Here is a 17,208-nt window from a genome sequence, read left to right on the forward strand (position 1 = left end):
CCGAATATGTCGCAGGACCGCAAGCAGCCGCGTGGCAGCAATCGTTAAGCTGCGTAGCAGATGAACGGAAGTGTGGCCGAGCCTGCCTGGGCAGACGTCACACCGATCGTCATTCGGGTCGGATCAATGTGACGACGCACACACGACGAGCGTTAGTACTAAGGCAAGTGTGAGCACGCACCGCGCCTTGTCACGTTTTGCTGACTATCATCGAACAGACGCAAAACGGGCGAACACACTTACATGCACGACCCCGAAACACGCATCTCTCCTATATAAAAGCCCAAGCCAAGCGGAGTACCACAGATGGCGTTCTTCACCGCAGCCAGCAAGTCCGACTTCCAGCACCAACTGAGAGCGGCACTGGCCCAGCACATCAGTGAACAGTCACTGCCACAAGTGGCGCTGTTCGCCGATCAATTCTTCGGCATCATTTCCCTCGATGAACTGACCCAGCGCAGGCTTTCCGACCTCGCCGGTTGCACCCTGTCTGCCTGGCGTCTGCTCGAGCGTTTCGAACACAGCAAGCCTGAGGTTCGCGTCTACAACCCTGACTACGAGCGTCACGGCTGGCAATCGACGCACACCGCGGTCGAAGTGTTGCACCACGACCTGCCGTTCCTGGTCGACTCGGTTCGTACCGAGCTGAACCGTCGTGGTTACAGCATTCACACGTTACAGACCACCGTACTGAGCGTGCGTCGCGACGAGAAAGGTCAGTTGGTCGAGTTGCTGCCAAAAGGCACCACCGGCGATGGCGTGCTGCAAGAATCGCTGATGTACCTGGAGATCGACCGCTGCGCCAACGCCGCAGAATTGAACGTGCTGGCCCGCGAGCTTGAGCAAGTGCTCGGTGAAGTCCGCGTGGCCGTTGAAGACTTCGAACCGATGAAGGCCAAGCTGCACGAACTGCTGGCTGGCATCGACGCCAACGAATACGCCGTTGACCCGGACGAGAAAGCCGAGGTCAAGGTGTTCCTCGAATGGCTGGTGAACAATCATTTCACCTTCCTGGGCTACGAAGAGTTCACCGTCAACGGGGGGAGCGAAGGCGGTCAACTGACCTACGATCAGTCTTCCTTCCTGGGCCTGACCAAACTGCTGCGTGCGGGGCTCACGGCTGAAGACCTGCACATCGAAGGCTATGCAGTGAATTACCTGCAGGAGCCAACGCTGCTGTCGTTCGCCAAGGCCGCGCACCCGAGTCGTGTGCATCGCCCGGCGTACCCGGACTACGTGTCGATCCGCCAGATCGACGCCGACGGCAGCGTCATCAAGGAATGCCGCTTCATGGGCCTGTATACCTCGTCGGTGTACGGCGAGAGTGTGCGCAATATCCCTTACATTCGCCGCAAAGTCGCCGAAGTCGAACGCCGTTCAGGTTTCGATGCCAAGGCGCACCTGGGTAAAGAGCTGGCGCAAGTCGTAGAAGTGCTGCCACGCGACGACTTGTTCCAGACCCCGGTGGACGAACTGTTCACCACCGTCATGTCGATCGTGCAGATCCAGGAACGCAACAAGATTCGCGTGTTCCTGCGCAAAGACCCCTACGGCCGTTTCTGCTACTGCCTGGCCTACGTGCCGCGCGACGTTTACTCCACCGAAGTCCGTCAGAAGATCCAGCAAGTGCTGATGGATCGCCTGAAGGCCAGCGACTGCGAATTCTGGACCTTCTTCTCTGAGTCGGTACTGGCCCGGGTGCAGTTGATTCTGCGCGTGGACCCGAAAGTCACCCTGGACATCGACCCGCAACAACTGGAAAACGAAGTGATCCAGGCCTGCCGTTCGTGGAAGGACGATTACGCGAGCCTGGTCATCGAAAGCTTCGGCGAAGCGCAAGGCACCAACGTGCTGGCCGACTTCCCGAAAGGCTTCCCGGCCGGCTACCGCGAGCGTTTCGCCGCGCATTCGGCCGTGGTCGACATGCAGCACCTGCTGAACCTGACCGAAGCCAACCCGCTGGTCATGAGCTTCTATCAGCCGCTGTCGGGCGACAAGGCGCAGCTGCACTGCAAGCTGTACCACGCCGACACCCCGTTGGCGCTGTCCGACGTCTTGCCGATCCTGGAAAATCTCGGCCTGCGCGTGCTGGGCGAGTTCCCGTATCGTCTGCGCCACACCAATGGCCGCGAGTTCTGGATTCACGACTTCGCCTTCACCTATGGCGAAGGCCTGAACCTCGACCTGCAGCAGCTCAATGACACGCTGCAGGACGCCTTTGTCCACATCGTCCGTGGCGATGCCGAAAACGATGCGTTCAACCGCCTGGTGCTGACCGCCGGTTTGCCGTGGCGTGACGTGGCGCTGTTGCGCGCTTATGCCCGGTACCTGAAACAGATCCGTCTGGGCTTCGATCTGGGCTACATCGCCAGCACCCTGAACAACCACGCCGACATCGCGCGTGAGCTGACCCGACTGTTCAAGACCCGCTTCTACCTCGCGCGCAAGCTGAGCGGTGGCGATCTGGACGACATGCAGTCGCGCCTGGAGCAGGCGATTCTCTCGGCACTGGACGACGTTCAGGTGCTCAACGAAGACCGCATCCTGCGTCGCTACCTTGATCTGATCAAGGCGACCATGCGCACCAACTTCTACCAGACCGACGCCAACGGTCAGAACAAGAGCTACTTCAGCTTCAAGTTTAACCCGCGTCTGATTCCTGAACTGCCCAAGCCGGTGCCGAAGTTTGAAATCTTCGTGTATTCGCCGCGCGTCGAAGGCGTTCACCTGCGTTTCGGCAACGTTGCGCGCGGTGGCCTGCGCTGGTCCGACCGTGAAGAAGACTTCCGTACCGAAGTCCTGGGTCTGGTAAAAGCCCAGCAAGTGAAGAACTCGGTCATCGTGCCCGTGGGCGCAAAAGGCGGCTTCCTGCCGCGCCGTCTGCCGACTACCGGCACCCGTGACGAGATCCAGGCCGAAGCGATCGCCTGCTACCGCATCTTTATTTCCGGTCTGCTGGACATTACCGACAACCTGAAAGAAGGCGCCCTGGTGCCGCCGGCCAACGTCGTGCGTCATGACGACGATGACCCGTATCTGGTCGTGGCCGCGGACAAAGGCACCGCGACCTTCTCCGACATCGCCAACGGCATTGCCATCGACTACGGCTTCTGGCTGGGCGACGCGTTCGCCTCGGGCGGTTCGGCCGGTTACGACCACAAGAAGATGGGCATCACCGCCAAGGGCGCGTGGGTCGGCGTTCAGCGTCACTTCCGTGAGCGCGGCATCAACGTTCAACAGGACACCATCAGCGTGATCGGCGTCGGCGACATGGCCGGTGACGTGTTCGGTAACGGCCTGTTGATGTCCGACAAGCTGCAACTGGTGGCAGCGTTCAACCACCTGCACATCTTCATCGACCCTAATCCCGATCCGGCCACCAGCTTTGCCGAGCGTCAGCGTCTGTTCGACCTGCCGCGTTCGGCCTGGACCGATTACGACACCAGCATCATGTCCGAGGGTGGCGGTATCTTCCCGCGCAGCCTGAAGAGCATCACCATCACCCCGCAGATGAAAGCGCGGTTCGACATCAGCGCCGACAAACTGACCCCGACCGAACTGATGCACGCGTTGCTCAAGGCGCCGGTGGACCTGCTGTGGAACGGCGGTATCGGCACCTACGTCAAGGCCAGTTCCGAGAGCCATGCCGACGTCGGCGACAAGGCCAACGACGCCCTGCGCGTCAACGGCAACCAGCTGCGCTGCAAGGTGGTGGGTGAGGGCGGTAACCTGGGCATGACCCAGTTGGGTCGCGTCGAGTTCGGCTTGCTGGGCGGCGCCACCAACACCGACTTCATCGACAATGCCGGTGGTGTGGACTGCTCCGACCACGAAGTGAACATCAAGATCCTGCTCAACGAGGTGGTGCAGGCCGGTGACATGACCGAGAAGCAACGCAACCTGCTGCTCGAAAGCATGACCGACGAAGTGGGCAATCTGGTGCTCGGCAACAACTACAAGCAGACGCAGGCGCTGTCGTTGGCCGCTCGCCGTGCTTACGAGCGCATCGCCGAATACAAGCGTCTGATGAACGACCTGGAGTCTCGCGGCAAGCTGGACCGTGCCATCGAGTTCCTCCCGGCCGAAGATCAACTGGCCGAGCGCATCGCCGAGAAGCAGGGTCTGACCCGCGCTGAACTGTCGGTGCTGATCTCGTACAGCAAGATCGACCTCAAGGAAGCGCTGCTGGAGTCTCGCGTACCGGACGACGATTACCTGGCCCGCGACATGGAAACCGCGTTTCCGCCTTCACTGGGTGCGAAATTCTCGGAATCCATGCGCCGTCACCGCCTGAAGCGCGAAATCGTCAGCACCCAGATCGCCAACGATCTGGTCAACCACATGGGCATCACCTTCGTGCAGCGGCTCAAAGAGTCGACCGGCATGAGCGCGGCGAACGTGGCCGGTGCTTACGTGATCGTGCGTGACATCTTCCACCTCCCGCACTGGTTCCGTCAGATCGAGGCGCTGGACTACAAGGTCCCGGCTGAGATTCAGCTGGCGCTGATGGATGAACTGATGCGCCTGGGCCGCCGTGCGACCCGCTGGTTCCTGCGCAGCCGTCGCAACGAACTGGACGCCGCACGCGACGTCGCGCACTTCGGTCCGCACATCGCCGCACTGGGCCTGAAACTGGACGAGCTGCTGGAAGGCCCGACCCGCGAAGTCTGGCAGGCGCGTTATCAGGAATACGTCGAAGCGGGCGTGCCGGAGTTGCTGGCACGGATGGTTGCCGGGACGACGCACCTGTACACGCTGTTGCCGATCATCGAAGCCTCTGACGTCACGGGCCAGAATGCGGCCGATGTGGCGAAGGTGTACTTCGCCGTAGGCAGCTCGCTGGACGTGACCTGGTACCTGCAGCAGATCAGTGCGCTGCCGGTCGAGAACAACTGGCAGGCCCTGGCCCGCGAAGCGTTCCGCGACGACATCGACTGGCAGCAACGGGCGATCACAGTGTCCGTCCTGCAGATGCCGAACGGCCCTGCGGATGTGGAAGAGCGCCTGAACCTATGGCTGGAGCAGCACATGCCGATGGTCGAGCGCTGGCGCGCGATGTTGGTTGAACTGCGTGCGGCGAGTGGTAATGACTACGCGATGTACGCCGTTGCCAACCGCGAGCTGCTGGATCTGGCCATGAGCGGGCAGACTGCTGTGGTTTGATCATTGTCTGAGTGGTAACCGGAGCCCCGTGTCGAGAGATGCGGGGCTTTTTTGTTTTGTGGCGTTTGGTTTGTCAGGTATTGGGAACGTTGAAAGCAGATCTTTGTTGGAGTCTGGAATGGGGGTATATCCGTTTCTGCGGTAACGGCGGCTTACGGTTCCGCTCTTACAGCGGGTCACTTTTGTAAAAAGCCGAAATGTCGGACTACGAAAAAGTAACCAAAAACGCTTTGCTCCCGGCTTGGCCCTCCTGCGTCGGGTTCCCGCACTCCGACGGCGCGCAGTGGGTCGAGCGGCATGGATTCGGGGAGAGCGCCGCTAGGGCATGGATGCCCACCACCGAACCTGTAGGAGCAGTCGGAGGTTACGACGGCCGCGAAAGCGGTGGGTCAGCTGCAAATGTTTTATCTGATACACCGCCTTCGCGGCCGTCGTAACCTCCGACTGCTCCCACAAGTGAATCGGGCCGAGGCCGAGATCAACGTTCGCTTTTGATCTTGATCTTCATACGCGATAGATCAGACACCGCAGAACGCGACTTGGGTGCAGGCCAAACGTAGACGACGCGCAGTGGGCCGAGCGGCATGAATTCCGCGAGAGCGCCGCTAGAGCATGGATGCCCGCCGTCGTAACCTCCGACTGCTCCCACAAGTGAATCGGGGCGAGGCCGAGATCAACGTCCGCTTTTGATCTTGATCTTCATACGCGATAGATCAGATGCCGCAGAACGCGACTTGGGTGCAGGCCAAACGCAGACGACGCGCAGTGGGCCGAGCGGCATGGATGCCGGGAGAGCGCCGTCAGGGCATGGATGCCCGCCACCGAACCTGTAGGAGCAGTCGGAGGTTACGACGGCCGCGAAAGCGGTGGGTCAGCTGCAAATGTGTTATCTGACACACCGCCTTCGCGGCCGTCGTAACCTCCGACTGCTCCTACAGGGGATCGGGGCGAGGCCGAGATCAACGTTCGCTTTTGACCTTGATCTTCATACGCGAGAGCCGCCCCCCGCCATGGAACCTTGAGCCACCCAAACCCAAACCAACCCCAACCCATAAAAAAACCCCACCGAAGTGGGGTTCTTTCAACGCTCTGTTTCGATCTTACGCTTGAACAACCGGGATCTTGGCGTTCGCTGCGATTTCACGGAACTCGGCAATCTGGTCGAAGCTCAGGTAACGGTAAACATCGGCAGCCATGCTGTCGATCTTGCCCGCGTATTCCATGTACTCCTCGACGGTCGGCAGGCGACCCAGGATCGACGCAACGGACGCCAACTCAGCCGAAGCCAGGTAAACGTTCGCGCCATCGCCCAGACGGTTCGGGAAGTTACGGGTCGACGTCGACACCACGGTCGAGTTCGGCTCTACGCGTGCCTGGTTACCCATGCACAGCGAGCAGCCCGGCATTTCCATGCGCGCGCCAGCCTTGCCGTAGATACCGTAGTAGCCTTCCTCAGTCAGCTGATGAGCGTCCATCTTGGTCGGCGGCGACAGCCACAGACGGGTTGGAAGCTGACCTTTGACCTGATCCAGCAACTTACCGGCAGCGCGGAAGTGACCGATGTTGGTCATGCACGAACCGATGAACACCTCATCGATCTTCTCGCCAGCCACGCTGGACAGCAGACGGGCGTCGTCCGGGTCGTTCGGCGCGCAGAGCACAGGCTCTTTGACGTCGGCCAGGTCGATCTCGATGACTTCAGCGTATTCGGCGTCAGCGTCGGCTTCCAGCAGCTCAGGGTTGGCCACCCAGGCTTCCATCGCCTGAGCACGACGCTCCAGCGTACGTGGGTCGCCGTAGCCTTCGCCGATCATCCAGCGCAGCAGGGTGATGTTCGACTTCAGGTACTCGGCGATCGACTCTTTCGACAGCTTGATGGTGCAACCGGCGGCAGAGCGCTCGGCCGACGCGTCAGACAGTTCGAAGGCTTGCTCGACGGTCAGGGTTTCCAGACCTTCGATCTCCAGGATGCGGCCGGAGAAGGCGTTCTTCTTGCCTTTCTTCTCGACAGTCAGCAGACCTTTCTGGATCGCGTAGTAAGGAATCGCGTGAACCAGGTCACGCAGGGTGACGCCCGGTTGCAGCTTGCCTTTGAAGCGAACCAGGATCGACTCCGGCATGTCCAGCGGCATGACGCCGGTGGCAGCGGCGAACGCGACCAGACCGGAACCGGCCGGGAACGAGATACCGATCGGGAAACGGGTGTGCGAGTCGCCACCGGTACCGACGGTGTCCGGCAGCAGCATGCGGTTCAGCCAGCTGTGGATAATGCCGTCGCCCGGACGCAGCGAAACGCCGCCACGGGTCATGATGAAGTCAGGCAGGGTGTGGTGAGTCTTGACGTCGATCGGCTTTGGATAGGCCGCGGTGTGGCAGAAGGACTGCATCACCAGGTCGGTCGAGAAGCCCAGGCACGCCAGGTCTTTCAGTTCGTCACGGGTCATTGGACCGGTGGTGTCCTGGGAACCGACGGTGGTCATCTTCGGCTCGCAGTAGGTGCCAGGACGGATACCGTCGGTGCCACAGGCCTTGCCGACCATTTTCTGCGCCAGGGTGAAGCCCTTGGTGCTGGCAGCCGGTACTTCAGGCAGCTTGAACAGGGTCGATGGCGGCAGGCCCAGTTCGGTGCGCGCCTTGCCGGTCAGACCGCGACCGATGATCAGCGGGATACGACCGCCAGCACGGACTTCGTCCAGCAGGACCGGGGTCTTCAGTTCGAACGTGGTGATCACTTCGTCGCTGTCGTGCTTGCAGACCTTGCCCGCGTATGGGTAAACGTCGATCACGTCACCCATGTTGATGTTGGTCACATCGAATTCGATAGGCAGTGCGCCCGCATCTTCCATGGTGTTGTAGAAGATCGGAGCGATCTTGCTGCCGAAGCAGAAGCCGCCAGCGCGCTTGTTCGGGACGTAGGGAACGTCGTCACCGAAGAACCACAGCACCGAGTTGGTCGCCGATTTACGCGAGGAACCGGTACCGACCACGTCACCGACGTAGGCGATAGGGAAACCCTGACCGCGCATTTCTTCGATCTGCTTCATCGGGCCGATGGAGCCTTGCACGTCAGGCACGATGCCGTCGCGGGCCATTTTCAGCATGGCCAGGGCGTGCAGCGGGATGTCCGGGCGGGACCAGGCGTCAGGCGCAGGAGACAGGTCGTCGGTGTTGGTTTCGCCGGTGACTTTGAAAACGCGCAGGCTGATTTTCTCGGCCAGGGTAGGGCGCTTCTGGAACCACTCGCCGTCAGCCCAGGACTGCAGCACGCCTTTTGCGTGTACGTTACCGTTCTTGGCTTTTTCAGCGACGTCGTGGAAGGCGTCGAACATCAGCAGGGTGTGCTTCAGTTGTTCGGCAGCAACCGGTGCCAGCTCGGCGTCGTCCAGCAGGTCGACCATGGTCACGATGTTGTAGCCGCCCTGCATGGTGCCGAGCAGTTCTACAGCGCGTTTCTTGTCCAGCAGAGGGGAAATGACTTCGCCCTTGGCCAGAGCGGAAAGGAAACCGGCTTTGACGTAGGCAGCTTCGTCAACGCCAGGCGGAACGCGATTGGTGATCAGGTCAAGCAGGACAGCTTCTTCGCCAGCCGGTGGGTTTTTCAGCAGCTCGACCAGGCCTGCAGTTTGTTCGGCGTTAAGCGGCTGGGGCACGATACCCTGGGCGGCACGCTCTTCGATGTGTTTACGGTAGGCTTCAAGCACAGTATTACCCTCATCAGTGGTCCCAAATGGGTGTCCGGGACGCTCATCCAGAGAAAGTCCGCAGCCGTGCTCGTCAAAAACTTTTTGAGTCTTATGGCAGGCAGCTGACGATCTCCAACAGAAGCTGTTTTCAAAGTTTTACGCCTGCATGAACGGTCCCGGAGGAGGGGACGCAGGGCGAGCCTGCGTCGTAGAACCGACTGCTGGGTAGACTTGACTGTGCTCGTGACGCTTTGAAAACAGCTTCCAACGGACATTGGCGCCTTAAAAGGCCCGGTGATTCTACGGCAAAAAAAAGGTAAAGGTAAGTTAGACCCTACATCTTCGGGGGTGTACCCCGTTAGACAAAGGGCTAACATGCGGGCTTGTTTCGTCCGCTGCCGTGTTTTTCCGCCATGTCCAATCACGTGATCAAGACGCCCTGCGTGGGCTTGTGTTCCACCGTCTACGGCGACCTGGTGTGCCGGGGCTGCAAGCGCTTCCACCATGAGGTGATTCACTGGAACGGTTACAACGAGGACGAAAAACGGGCGGTCTGGCTGCGGCTGGAGCAGTTGCTGGTGCAGGTGATGGCAGCGAAGGTTGAAGTGTTCGATGCACACAAGCTGCGCCAACAGCTGGAGTTGCGCAAGATCCGCTTCGTGCCGCAGCAATCAGAATATTGCTGGGCCTACCAATTGATTGCCCGCGGTGCGCGGGTCATCAATCAGCTGGAGGCTTATGGCATGGTGCTGTTGCCCGAATTCCGCGACTGGCCGCTGCCGGATCTGCGCGATGCCATTGATCGGGAATTCTTCCTGCTCTCTGAGGCGCACTACGAGCGCTACATCGCCCCGGGATTTCTGAAGGATGCGATCGGCTGAGCCCCGCGCGCGCTCAGGCAGAAGCCTTTCGCGGCAGATCAGGCGCGAGCCAGCCCCTCTTCCAGATGCGCCTGTATCTCCTCGCTTTTGAGCACCAGCACGTCGCTTTCCAGTGCATCCAGCACCACTTCGGCGGTATTGCCGATCAGCGCGCCGGAGATGCCGGTGCGCCCCACCGTGCCAATGACCGTCACGGCCGCCTTCAGGTGGTGAGCGGTAAAAGGAATCAGCACGTCCGCCGGCCCTTCGGCAATGTGCAAATGAGCGTCGTCGATGCTGAATTCGGTCTGAAAGGCCCGGCACTGCTCGCGGTATCGACCTTCTACGCTCGAGGACAACGGATAAACAGGGTCTGCAGCCGACAGCAGGGGTGACGGGTGGGCGGCGATCACGTGCAGGTCTATGCCCGTGATTTTAGCGAGGAGGTCGCCATGTTCGATGATGCTGTCGTGCAGGGTGCTGTGTTCGCCGTCGGGATTCCCTACGTCCACGGCCGCCAGCACCGCCGAACCTTTCCAGGGGCGATCGGTTTTAACCATCAGCACCGGGCAAGGGCAGTAGCGCAGCAGCTTCCAGTCGGCCGGCGTCAGCAAGGCGCGTTTAAGCGTGCTGTCGGGAAAGTGCTGTTTGATGACCAGGTCCGAGCCTTCGGCTTGCTGCACCTTGATGATGGTCTGATGAACGCTTTCATGCCATTCCTGTTGCGCGGTGACGTTGAAGTCTTCTGCTTGCAGGTCATGCTTCAAGGTTGCGAGCAGCTCGGAATGGTCGAACTTTTTGTCGCAGATCAGCAGATGGAGACTGGCGTCTGTCGCGTTCGCAATCAGACACGCCCGTCGCATGGCCAGGCTTTCGACTGTGTCCGTTTCCGCGCTGGGTTCGATGACAACCAGAATTCTGCGAATCGATGGCATGAGCTGATCTCCCTGGAATGTTCCATGAAGTGTTCGAACGTCTGGGTACCAGGACTGTTCGATTCATTAACTATAGTTGCCCGTCGTCATTCGTCGCGTTGACCGCGGTCATGGTTTTTCCGGCCAAAGACACTGGTTCTGTGCCTCAGCCCCCGTATAATGCTGCGCCTTGTCATCCATCCAGTCGTGAAATCATGCAGATTTACCCAGAAGTCGACGCTTTCCTGCTTTGCCCCACCCCTGACAGCTGGGTTCAGGCCGCGTTGCAGAATCTGGATATTTTGCTGATCGACCACGCCAACAATGAAAAGAAGGCCGCCGGTGCGGCGTTTCAATTCATGTTTCAGTACAACGACAAATTCGATCTGCTGGCCAAGATGTCGCGCCTGGCCCGTGAAGAACTGCGTCATTTCGAACAAGTGATCGGCATCATCAAGAAACGTGGCATTCCGATGGCCAACATCAGCTCGGCCCGATACGCCGGTTCGCTGCGCAAGCTGGTGCGCAACCACAACCCCTATCGCCTGACTGATGCGCTGGTGGTGGGCGCCATCGTCGAAGCCCGCTCGTGCGAACGGTTTGCCGCACTGGTGCCGCATCTGGACGCCGACCTGTCGAAGTTCTACGCCAGCCTGCTCAAGTCAGAAGCCCGGCACTTTCAGGATTACCTCAAGCTCGCCTACCTGTATGGCGAAGAGGCGGACGTCGACGCCAAGATCGAAGAAATCCGCCTCGCTGAGCGCGAGCTGATCGAAAGCCCTGACGAGGATTTCCGCTTCCACAGCGGTGTGCCTGCTCTGTAACGCCGTTTCTGCCGCTCACACCCATACCGCTGTCGGGCGCCGACTCCGTGCAGGAGCCGGCCGCGAATTATGCTAACGCCGCAATCCCTGTGGGAGACGTCCGAGGTTACGAGGGCAGCGAAGGCGGTGTTTCAGTCATATCAATGACGAATGACACACCTCATTCGTCGGAATGCCGTCCAGACCAAACTCGCTCCCACCGGTGCTGCGCCAGCCGCGAATCGGGGTAACGCTGCAATCCCTGTGGGAGACGTCCGAGGTTACGAGGGCAGCGAAGGCGGTGTTTCAGTCATATCAATGACGAATGACACACCTCATTCGTCAGAATGCCGCCCAGACCAAACTCGCTCCCACCGGTGCTGCGCCAGCCGCGAATCGGGGTAACGCTGCAATCCCTGTGGGAGACGTCCGAGGTTACGAGGGCAGCGAAGGCGGTGTTTCAGTCATATCAATGACGTCATTCGTCGGAATCAACCAAGCTCTCTCCCATATGTGCTGCGCCACGAATGATCCACCTCTTCACCAATCCGCATCCGGGCGACCTCGCTTGTCAGGAACTCTGTCGTCCGAGGTTACGAGGGCAGCGAAGGCGGTTCATATCACCGGAATGCCGCCCAGACCAAGCTCTCTCCCATATGTGCTGCGCCAGCCTTGAATCGGGCATCCACCTCTTCAAGCCAATCCGCCTTCCCTCACGCCACCGATCCGGGCGACCTCGCTTGTCAGGAACTCTGCATTCTAAAAATTGTTTCATTGTGTGTTAGCTGCTTAGGCAGTAATATTCGAGTCATTCACTGCCTAGGCAGATAATTGGTGGCTATCAATGGCTCATTTCACTCCTGAAAAATTTAATGAAAGCTTCCTTGGGATGCTGCTCGGCCGCACCGAACAGCTAAAGAACCGCATTCTGGACAAGCACCTTGAGCCTCACGACGTCACGGCACAGCAGTTCAAAGTGTTGGTGATCATCTCCAGGTTCGGCGCCGACACCCCTGCGGAGCTGTGCCGTTCGCTCTCGCTGGACAGCGGTTCGATGACGCGCATGCTCGATCGGCTGGAGCAGAAAGAGCTGTTGGTTCGCACGCGATGCGAGTCGGATCGTCGGCAGGTTCGGCTGGTTTTGACTGAATCGGGCCAGGCGCTTTCCGACCTGTTGCCGCAGGTCGGCGCCGCAGCCATGAACGAAATGGTTGGCGTGCTGGAAGACAGCGAGCTGGCCACGCTGGAAAAAATCCTCACCAAGATTCTGGTGGCGTCGGCTGACTCCATCACACTCGCCCGGTTGGCAGGAAAATGAACATTCGACCCAAGCAGGGCTCGGCTCTGCGTACTTCATTAAGCCTGGTGTTTGTTGCGCTGGTCATGGCCGGTTGCGCGAACTCCAAAGGCCTCAACACCGAGGGTGTCGGCATCGACGCCAACAGCCTGCAGGCCGGAAACAGCCTGCAAGGCGTCAACCTGTCGCCGGCCGCCTGGCCGAAGCGCGACTGGTGGACCAGCCTCGGCGATCCGCAACTCAACGGTTTGATCACCGAAGCGCTGCGTGACAGTCCGGACATGCAGATCGCGGCCGCACGCACCCATCAGGCGACCGCTGCGGCGTATGGCGCCGATGCCGAGCGCATGCCGACCGTCGACGCCAGTGCCAGCGTCAGCCGCTCGCGTCTGGCGCGCGATCAAGACCCGCTCGGGCAGGGTGGCCGTTACAGCACGCTGCGCAGTCTGGGCGCGACCTTCAATTACAACTTCGACTTGTGGGGAGGCCAGCGGGCCGCCTGGGAAGCGGCATTGGGACAGGCCCGCGCCACCGAGATCGACCAGCGCGCAGCGCAGTTGACCCTCGCGGCCGACGTCGCCCGCGCCTACAGCGATCTGGGTCAGGCCTACGTCGTACGCGATCTGGCCGCCGAAGACCTGAAACGCACCCGGCAACTCCTGGAACTCGGCGCCCGTCGCTTCAAATCCGGGATCGACAGCGAGTACCAGTATCAGCAGACCGAAAGTCTGGAAGCCAGCTCCCGGGAATCCCTGGCCGACGCCGACAAGCGTCTGCGCACCGCGAAGATCTCCCTTGCCGTGTTGATGGGCAAAGGCCCGGATCGCGGTGAAGAGCTTGCTCGGCCTGCAGTGCTGAAACCCGCGGTGGTCCAGTTGCCGTCGATGGTGCCTGCCGAACTGCTCGGTCGTCGTCCCGATCTCGTGGCGGCGCGCTGGCGTGTTGAAGCGGCCAGCAAAAACATCGACGTCAGCAAGACCAACTTCTATCCCAACCTGAACCTCAGTGCATCGGCGGGCGTTGAGTCCCTGCTCGGCGATGCGATGTTCGGCTCGGCCAGCCGTTTCTTCAATGTGGCGCCGACCGTCTCGCTGCCGATCTTCGATGGCGGCCGTCGGCGCGCCGATCTGGATGCGCGGGACGCCGATTACGACCTCGCGGTGGCGCAGTACAACAAAAGCCTTGTGCGTGCGCTGGGTGACGTGAGCGACAACATCGATCAGCTGCGTTCGATCAGCAGCCAGATCGATGCGCGCCAGCAAGCGACCGACGTCATCCAGAAGTCCTACAACACCGTCGTTCAGCGTTACTCATCAGGCATCGGCAACTACCTCGATGTGCTCTCCGTCGAGCAGCAGTTGCTGCAATCGCAACGCCAACTGGCTGATCTCAACGCGGAACGAATCGATCTTTCGATCCAGTTGATGCAGGCCCTGGGGGGAGGCTTCGAAGACAGCAAGCCCGGCGAAAACGCCGCCCCGGCCGTCCCGTCAACTGCATCGCTGACCCATTAAGGTAATCGTCATGGCCACTGCCACTACCGAAAACAACGCTACAAACGAACAAAAGGCCCCCGAAGGTCAGCAGCAGGCTGATCAGGGCCAGGCGTCCAAAAATCAGTCCGGCCAACCCGGCCAGCCGCAGAAAAACCCGCGTAAGCGCAAACTGCTGTTGATCGGTCTGGCGGTCATCGTGATCCTCGGCGGCCTGGGTGTCTGGGGTTGGTACGAAGTCTATGGCCGCTGGAGCGAAAGCACCGACGACGCCTACGTCAATGGCAACGTGGTGGAGATCACGCCGCAGGTGACGGGCACGGTCGTCAGCATTGGCGCCGACGACGGCGATCTGGTCCGCGAAGGCCAGGTGCTGGTGCAGTTCGACCCCAACGATTCGGAAGTCGCGCTGCAGAGCGCCGAGGCGAACCTGGGCAAAGTCGTGCGCCAGGTGCGTGGTCTGTACAGCAACGTTGATGGCATCAAGGCCCAGTTGGCGGCCCAGCGCGCCGAAGTGAAAAGGGCGCAGGACAACTACACCCGTCGTCGCAACCTGGCAGCAGGCGGGGCGATTTCTCAGGAAGAGCTGTCCCACGCCCAGGATGACTTGACCAGCGCGCAAAACGCCTTGAACAACATCCAGCAGCAATTGGTGACCAGCACCGCATTGGTCGATGACACCAGTGTCGCCTCGCACCCGGACGTCAAGGCGGCTGCCGCACAATTGCGTCAGGCCTACCTGAGTAACGCGCGCAGCACGTTGATTGCGCCCGTCACCGGTTACGTCGCCAAGCGCACCGTGCAGTTGGGGCAACGCGTACAACCGGGTACCGCACTGATGGCGGTGATCCCGCTGGATCAACTGTGGATCGACGCCAACTTCAAGGAAACCCAACTGGGCAAGATGCGCATCGGTCAGCCGGTGGACATTGAAGCAGACCTGTATGGCAGTGACGTGAAGTACAGCGGCACCGTTGACAGCGTAGGCGCGGGGACCGGCAGCGCGTTTGCCTTGCTGCCCGCGCAGAACGCGACCGGTAACTGGATCAAGATCGTGCAGCGCGTGCCGGTGCGGATTCACATCAATGCGGACGAACTGGCACAACATCCGCTGCGCATCGGCCTGTCCACCGTGGTCGATGTTGACCTGCACGATCAGAGCGGTCCGGTACTGGCCCAGCAGCCACCCAAGCAGGCGTCCTTCACCACCGACGTTTACGTCAAGCAGCTGGCTGAAGCCGACACCCTGATCAACCGTCTGATTCACGAAAACAGCGCCTCCGCTTCCGGCAAGACCGCCCAGCGCTGATTCGCCAATCCATCAGCTCCGGCGTGATCGCCGGAGCCAATTTCGAGTGTCAAAGGATTCGCGATGAGTAACAACGCTCCCGCTTCTTTTACGCCGCCCAGCCTTCTGTTGACGACCATCGGTCTGTCGCTGGCGACGTTCATGCAAGTGCTCGACACCACCATCGCCAACGTGGCACTGCCGACGATTTCCGGCAACCTGGGGGTGAGTTCCGAGCAAGGCACCTGGGTCATCACCTCGTTTGCCGTGAGTAACGCCATCGCCTTGCCGCTGACGGGCTGGCTGAGCCGACGTTTTGGCGAGGTGAAGCTGTTCATCTGGGCCACGATCCTGTTTGTGATGGCGTCGTTTCTGTGCGGTATTTCCACCTCGATGCCGGAACTGGTGGGCTTCCGTGTCCTGCAGGGTGTGGTGGCGGGGCCGCTGTACCCGATGACCCAGACGCTGCTAATTGCGGTATATCCTCCGGCGAAAAGGGGGATGGCACTGGCACTGCTGGCGATGGTGACGGTCGTTGCGCCCATCGCCGGGCCGATCCTTGGCGGCTGGATCACCGACAGTTACACCTGGCCGTGGATCTTCTTCATCAACGTGCCGATCGGATTGTTCGCCGCGTTCGTGGTGCGCACGCAGATGGCGGCTCGGCCTGTGACCACCAGTCGGCAACCGATGGATTACGTGGGGCTGATCACCCTGATCATCGGTGTGGGTGCCTTGCAGATCGTGCTCGACAAAGGCAATGACCTGGACTGGTTTTCGTCGAACTTCATCATCATCGGCACGGTGATCTCGGTGATCGGGCTGGCGGCGTTCGTGATCTGGGAAATGACCGACGAGCACCCGGTGGTGAACCTGCGCCTGTTCGGTTTCAGAAACTTCAGGGTGGGCACGATCTGTCTGGTATTAGGGTATGCAGGGTTCTTCGGCATCAACCTGATTCTGCCTCAGTGGTTGCAGACGCAGATGGGGTATACGCCCACCTATGCCGGGCTTGCGGTGGCGCCGATCGGGATTCTGCCGGTGTTGATGTCGCCGTTCGTGGGGCGTTACGCCAACAAGTTCGACCTGCGCATACTGGCTGGTCTGGCATTTCTGGGGATCGGCATGAGCTGTTTCATGCGCTCGGGGTTCACCAGTCAGGTGGATTTCGAACACATCGCGCTGGTGCAGTTGTTCATGGGCGCGGGCATTGCGCTGTTCTTCATGCCGACCCTGAGCATCCTGCTGTCGGACCTGCCGCCTTCACAGATCGCCGACGGTTCGGGCCTTGCGACCTTCCTGCGTAACCTGGGCGGCAGCTTCGCGGCCTCGTTGACGACGTGGATCTGGATTCGCCGGGCCAACATGCACCATGCCTACCTCAGTGAAAACGTGAACAACTACGAGCCGACGACGCGACAGGCGCTGGACACCCTGGGTGGGGCGAGTAATCAGGCGTATGCGCAGCTCGACGGGATGGTGACCAGCCAGGCTTACATGATGTCCACGGTGGACTATTTCTACATGATGGGCTGGCTGTTCATGGCGCTGATTCTGGTGATCTGGATGGCCAAACCGCCGTTTGCCGCGAAGGCCGGGCCCGGGGCAGGGCATTGATAGGGTTCCCAGGGCTGCAGCGGATGTGATGACGTCCGGGAATCTCCTGTGGGAGCGAATTCATTCGCGATAGGTCCCAACAGCCATGGA

At 60.4% G+C, this 17,208-nt stretch carries 9 protein-coding genes; 7 read left to right on the forward strand and 2 right to left on the reverse strand.

Translation table 11 applies throughout. From position 1 onward, the window contains the following. Positions 1–306 precede the first annotated feature (306 nt). A complete protein-coding gene (locus tag ABDX87_RS21490) occupies positions 307–5,163 on the forward strand; it encodes an NAD-glutamate dehydrogenase (RefSeq protein WP_346829678.1) in 4,857 nt (1,618 codons plus the stop codon). A 1,100-nt stretch (positions 5,164–6,263) separates the two neighbouring features. On the opposite strand, the gene acnB is transcribed toward ABDX87_RS21490, so the two are convergent. Next, a complete protein-coding gene (gene acnB, locus ABDX87_RS21495) occupies positions 6,264–8,864 on the reverse strand; it encodes a bifunctional aconitate hydratase 2/2-methylisocitrate dehydratase (protein WP_346829679.1) in 2,601 nt (866 codons plus the stop codon). A gap of 395 nt (positions 8,865–9,259) precedes the next feature. Here acnB and ABDX87_RS21500 point away from each other — a divergent pair, with 395 nt between their 5' ends. Further along, positions 9,260–9,727: a DUF1289 domain-containing protein gene (locus ABDX87_RS21500; protein ID WP_346829680.1), complete on the forward strand. Its 468-nt coding sequence runs from the start codon at positions 9,260–9,262 to the stop codon at positions 9,725–9,727. Between the two features lie 38 nt (positions 9,728–9,765). Here ABDX87_RS21500 and ABDX87_RS21505 read toward each other — a convergent pair whose 3' ends face one another. Next, the gene (locus tag ABDX87_RS21505) at positions 9,766–10,641 is read right to left on the reverse strand and encodes a universal stress protein (RefSeq protein ID WP_346829681.1); all 876 of its coding nucleotides are present in this window, start codon (positions 10,639–10,641) and stop codon (positions 9,766–9,768) included. A gap of 194 nt (positions 10,642–10,835) precedes the next feature. Between ABDX87_RS21505 and ABDX87_RS21510 the strand changes: the two genes are divergently transcribed. From ABDX87_RS21510 to ABDX87_RS21530, 5 genes are all read left to right on the forward strand, one after another. Continuing rightward, on the forward strand, positions 10,836–11,444 hold the full coding sequence (locus ABDX87_RS21510; RefSeq protein WP_346829682.1) for a tRNA-(ms[2]io[6]A)-hydroxylase: 609 nt from the start codon (positions 10,836–10,838) through the stop codon (positions 11,442–11,444). Positions 11,445–12,267: 823 nt separating this feature from the next. Next, positions 12,268–12,741 (forward strand): MarR family winged helix-turn-helix transcriptional regulator, encoded by a 474-nt coding sequence (locus ABDX87_RS21515; RefSeq protein ID WP_346829683.1) that lies wholly within the window; start codon positions 12,268–12,270, stop codon positions 12,739–12,741. Further along, positions 12,738–14,234 carry an efflux transporter outer membrane subunit gene (locus ABDX87_RS21520; protein ID WP_346829684.1) on the forward strand — a complete coding sequence of 499 codons (1,497 nt, stop codon included), beginning with the start codon at positions 12,738–12,740 and terminating at the stop codon, positions 14,232–14,234. Before ABDX87_RS21515 ends, ABDX87_RS21520 begins: the two co-directional genes overlap by 4 nt. Before the next feature lie 10 nt (positions 14,235–14,244). After that, a complete protein-coding gene (locus tag ABDX87_RS21525; RefSeq protein ID WP_346829685.1) occupies positions 14,245–15,522 on the forward strand; it encodes an HlyD family efflux transporter periplasmic adaptor subunit in 1,278 nt (425 codons plus the stop codon). A gap of 63 nt (positions 15,523–15,585) precedes the next feature. Beyond that, positions 15,586–17,118 (forward strand): DHA2 family efflux MFS transporter permease subunit, encoded by a 1,533-nt coding sequence (locus ABDX87_RS21530; protein WP_346829686.1) that lies wholly within the window; start codon positions 15,586–15,588, stop codon positions 17,116–17,118. Positions 17,119–17,208 lie beyond the last annotated feature (90 nt).

It is taken from the genome of Pseudomonas abietaniphila (assembly GCF_039697315.1).
In the GTDB taxonomy this organism is placed as follows: Bacteria; Pseudomonadota; Gammaproteobacteria; order Pseudomonadales; family Pseudomonadaceae; genus Aquipseudomonas; species Aquipseudomonas abietaniphila_B.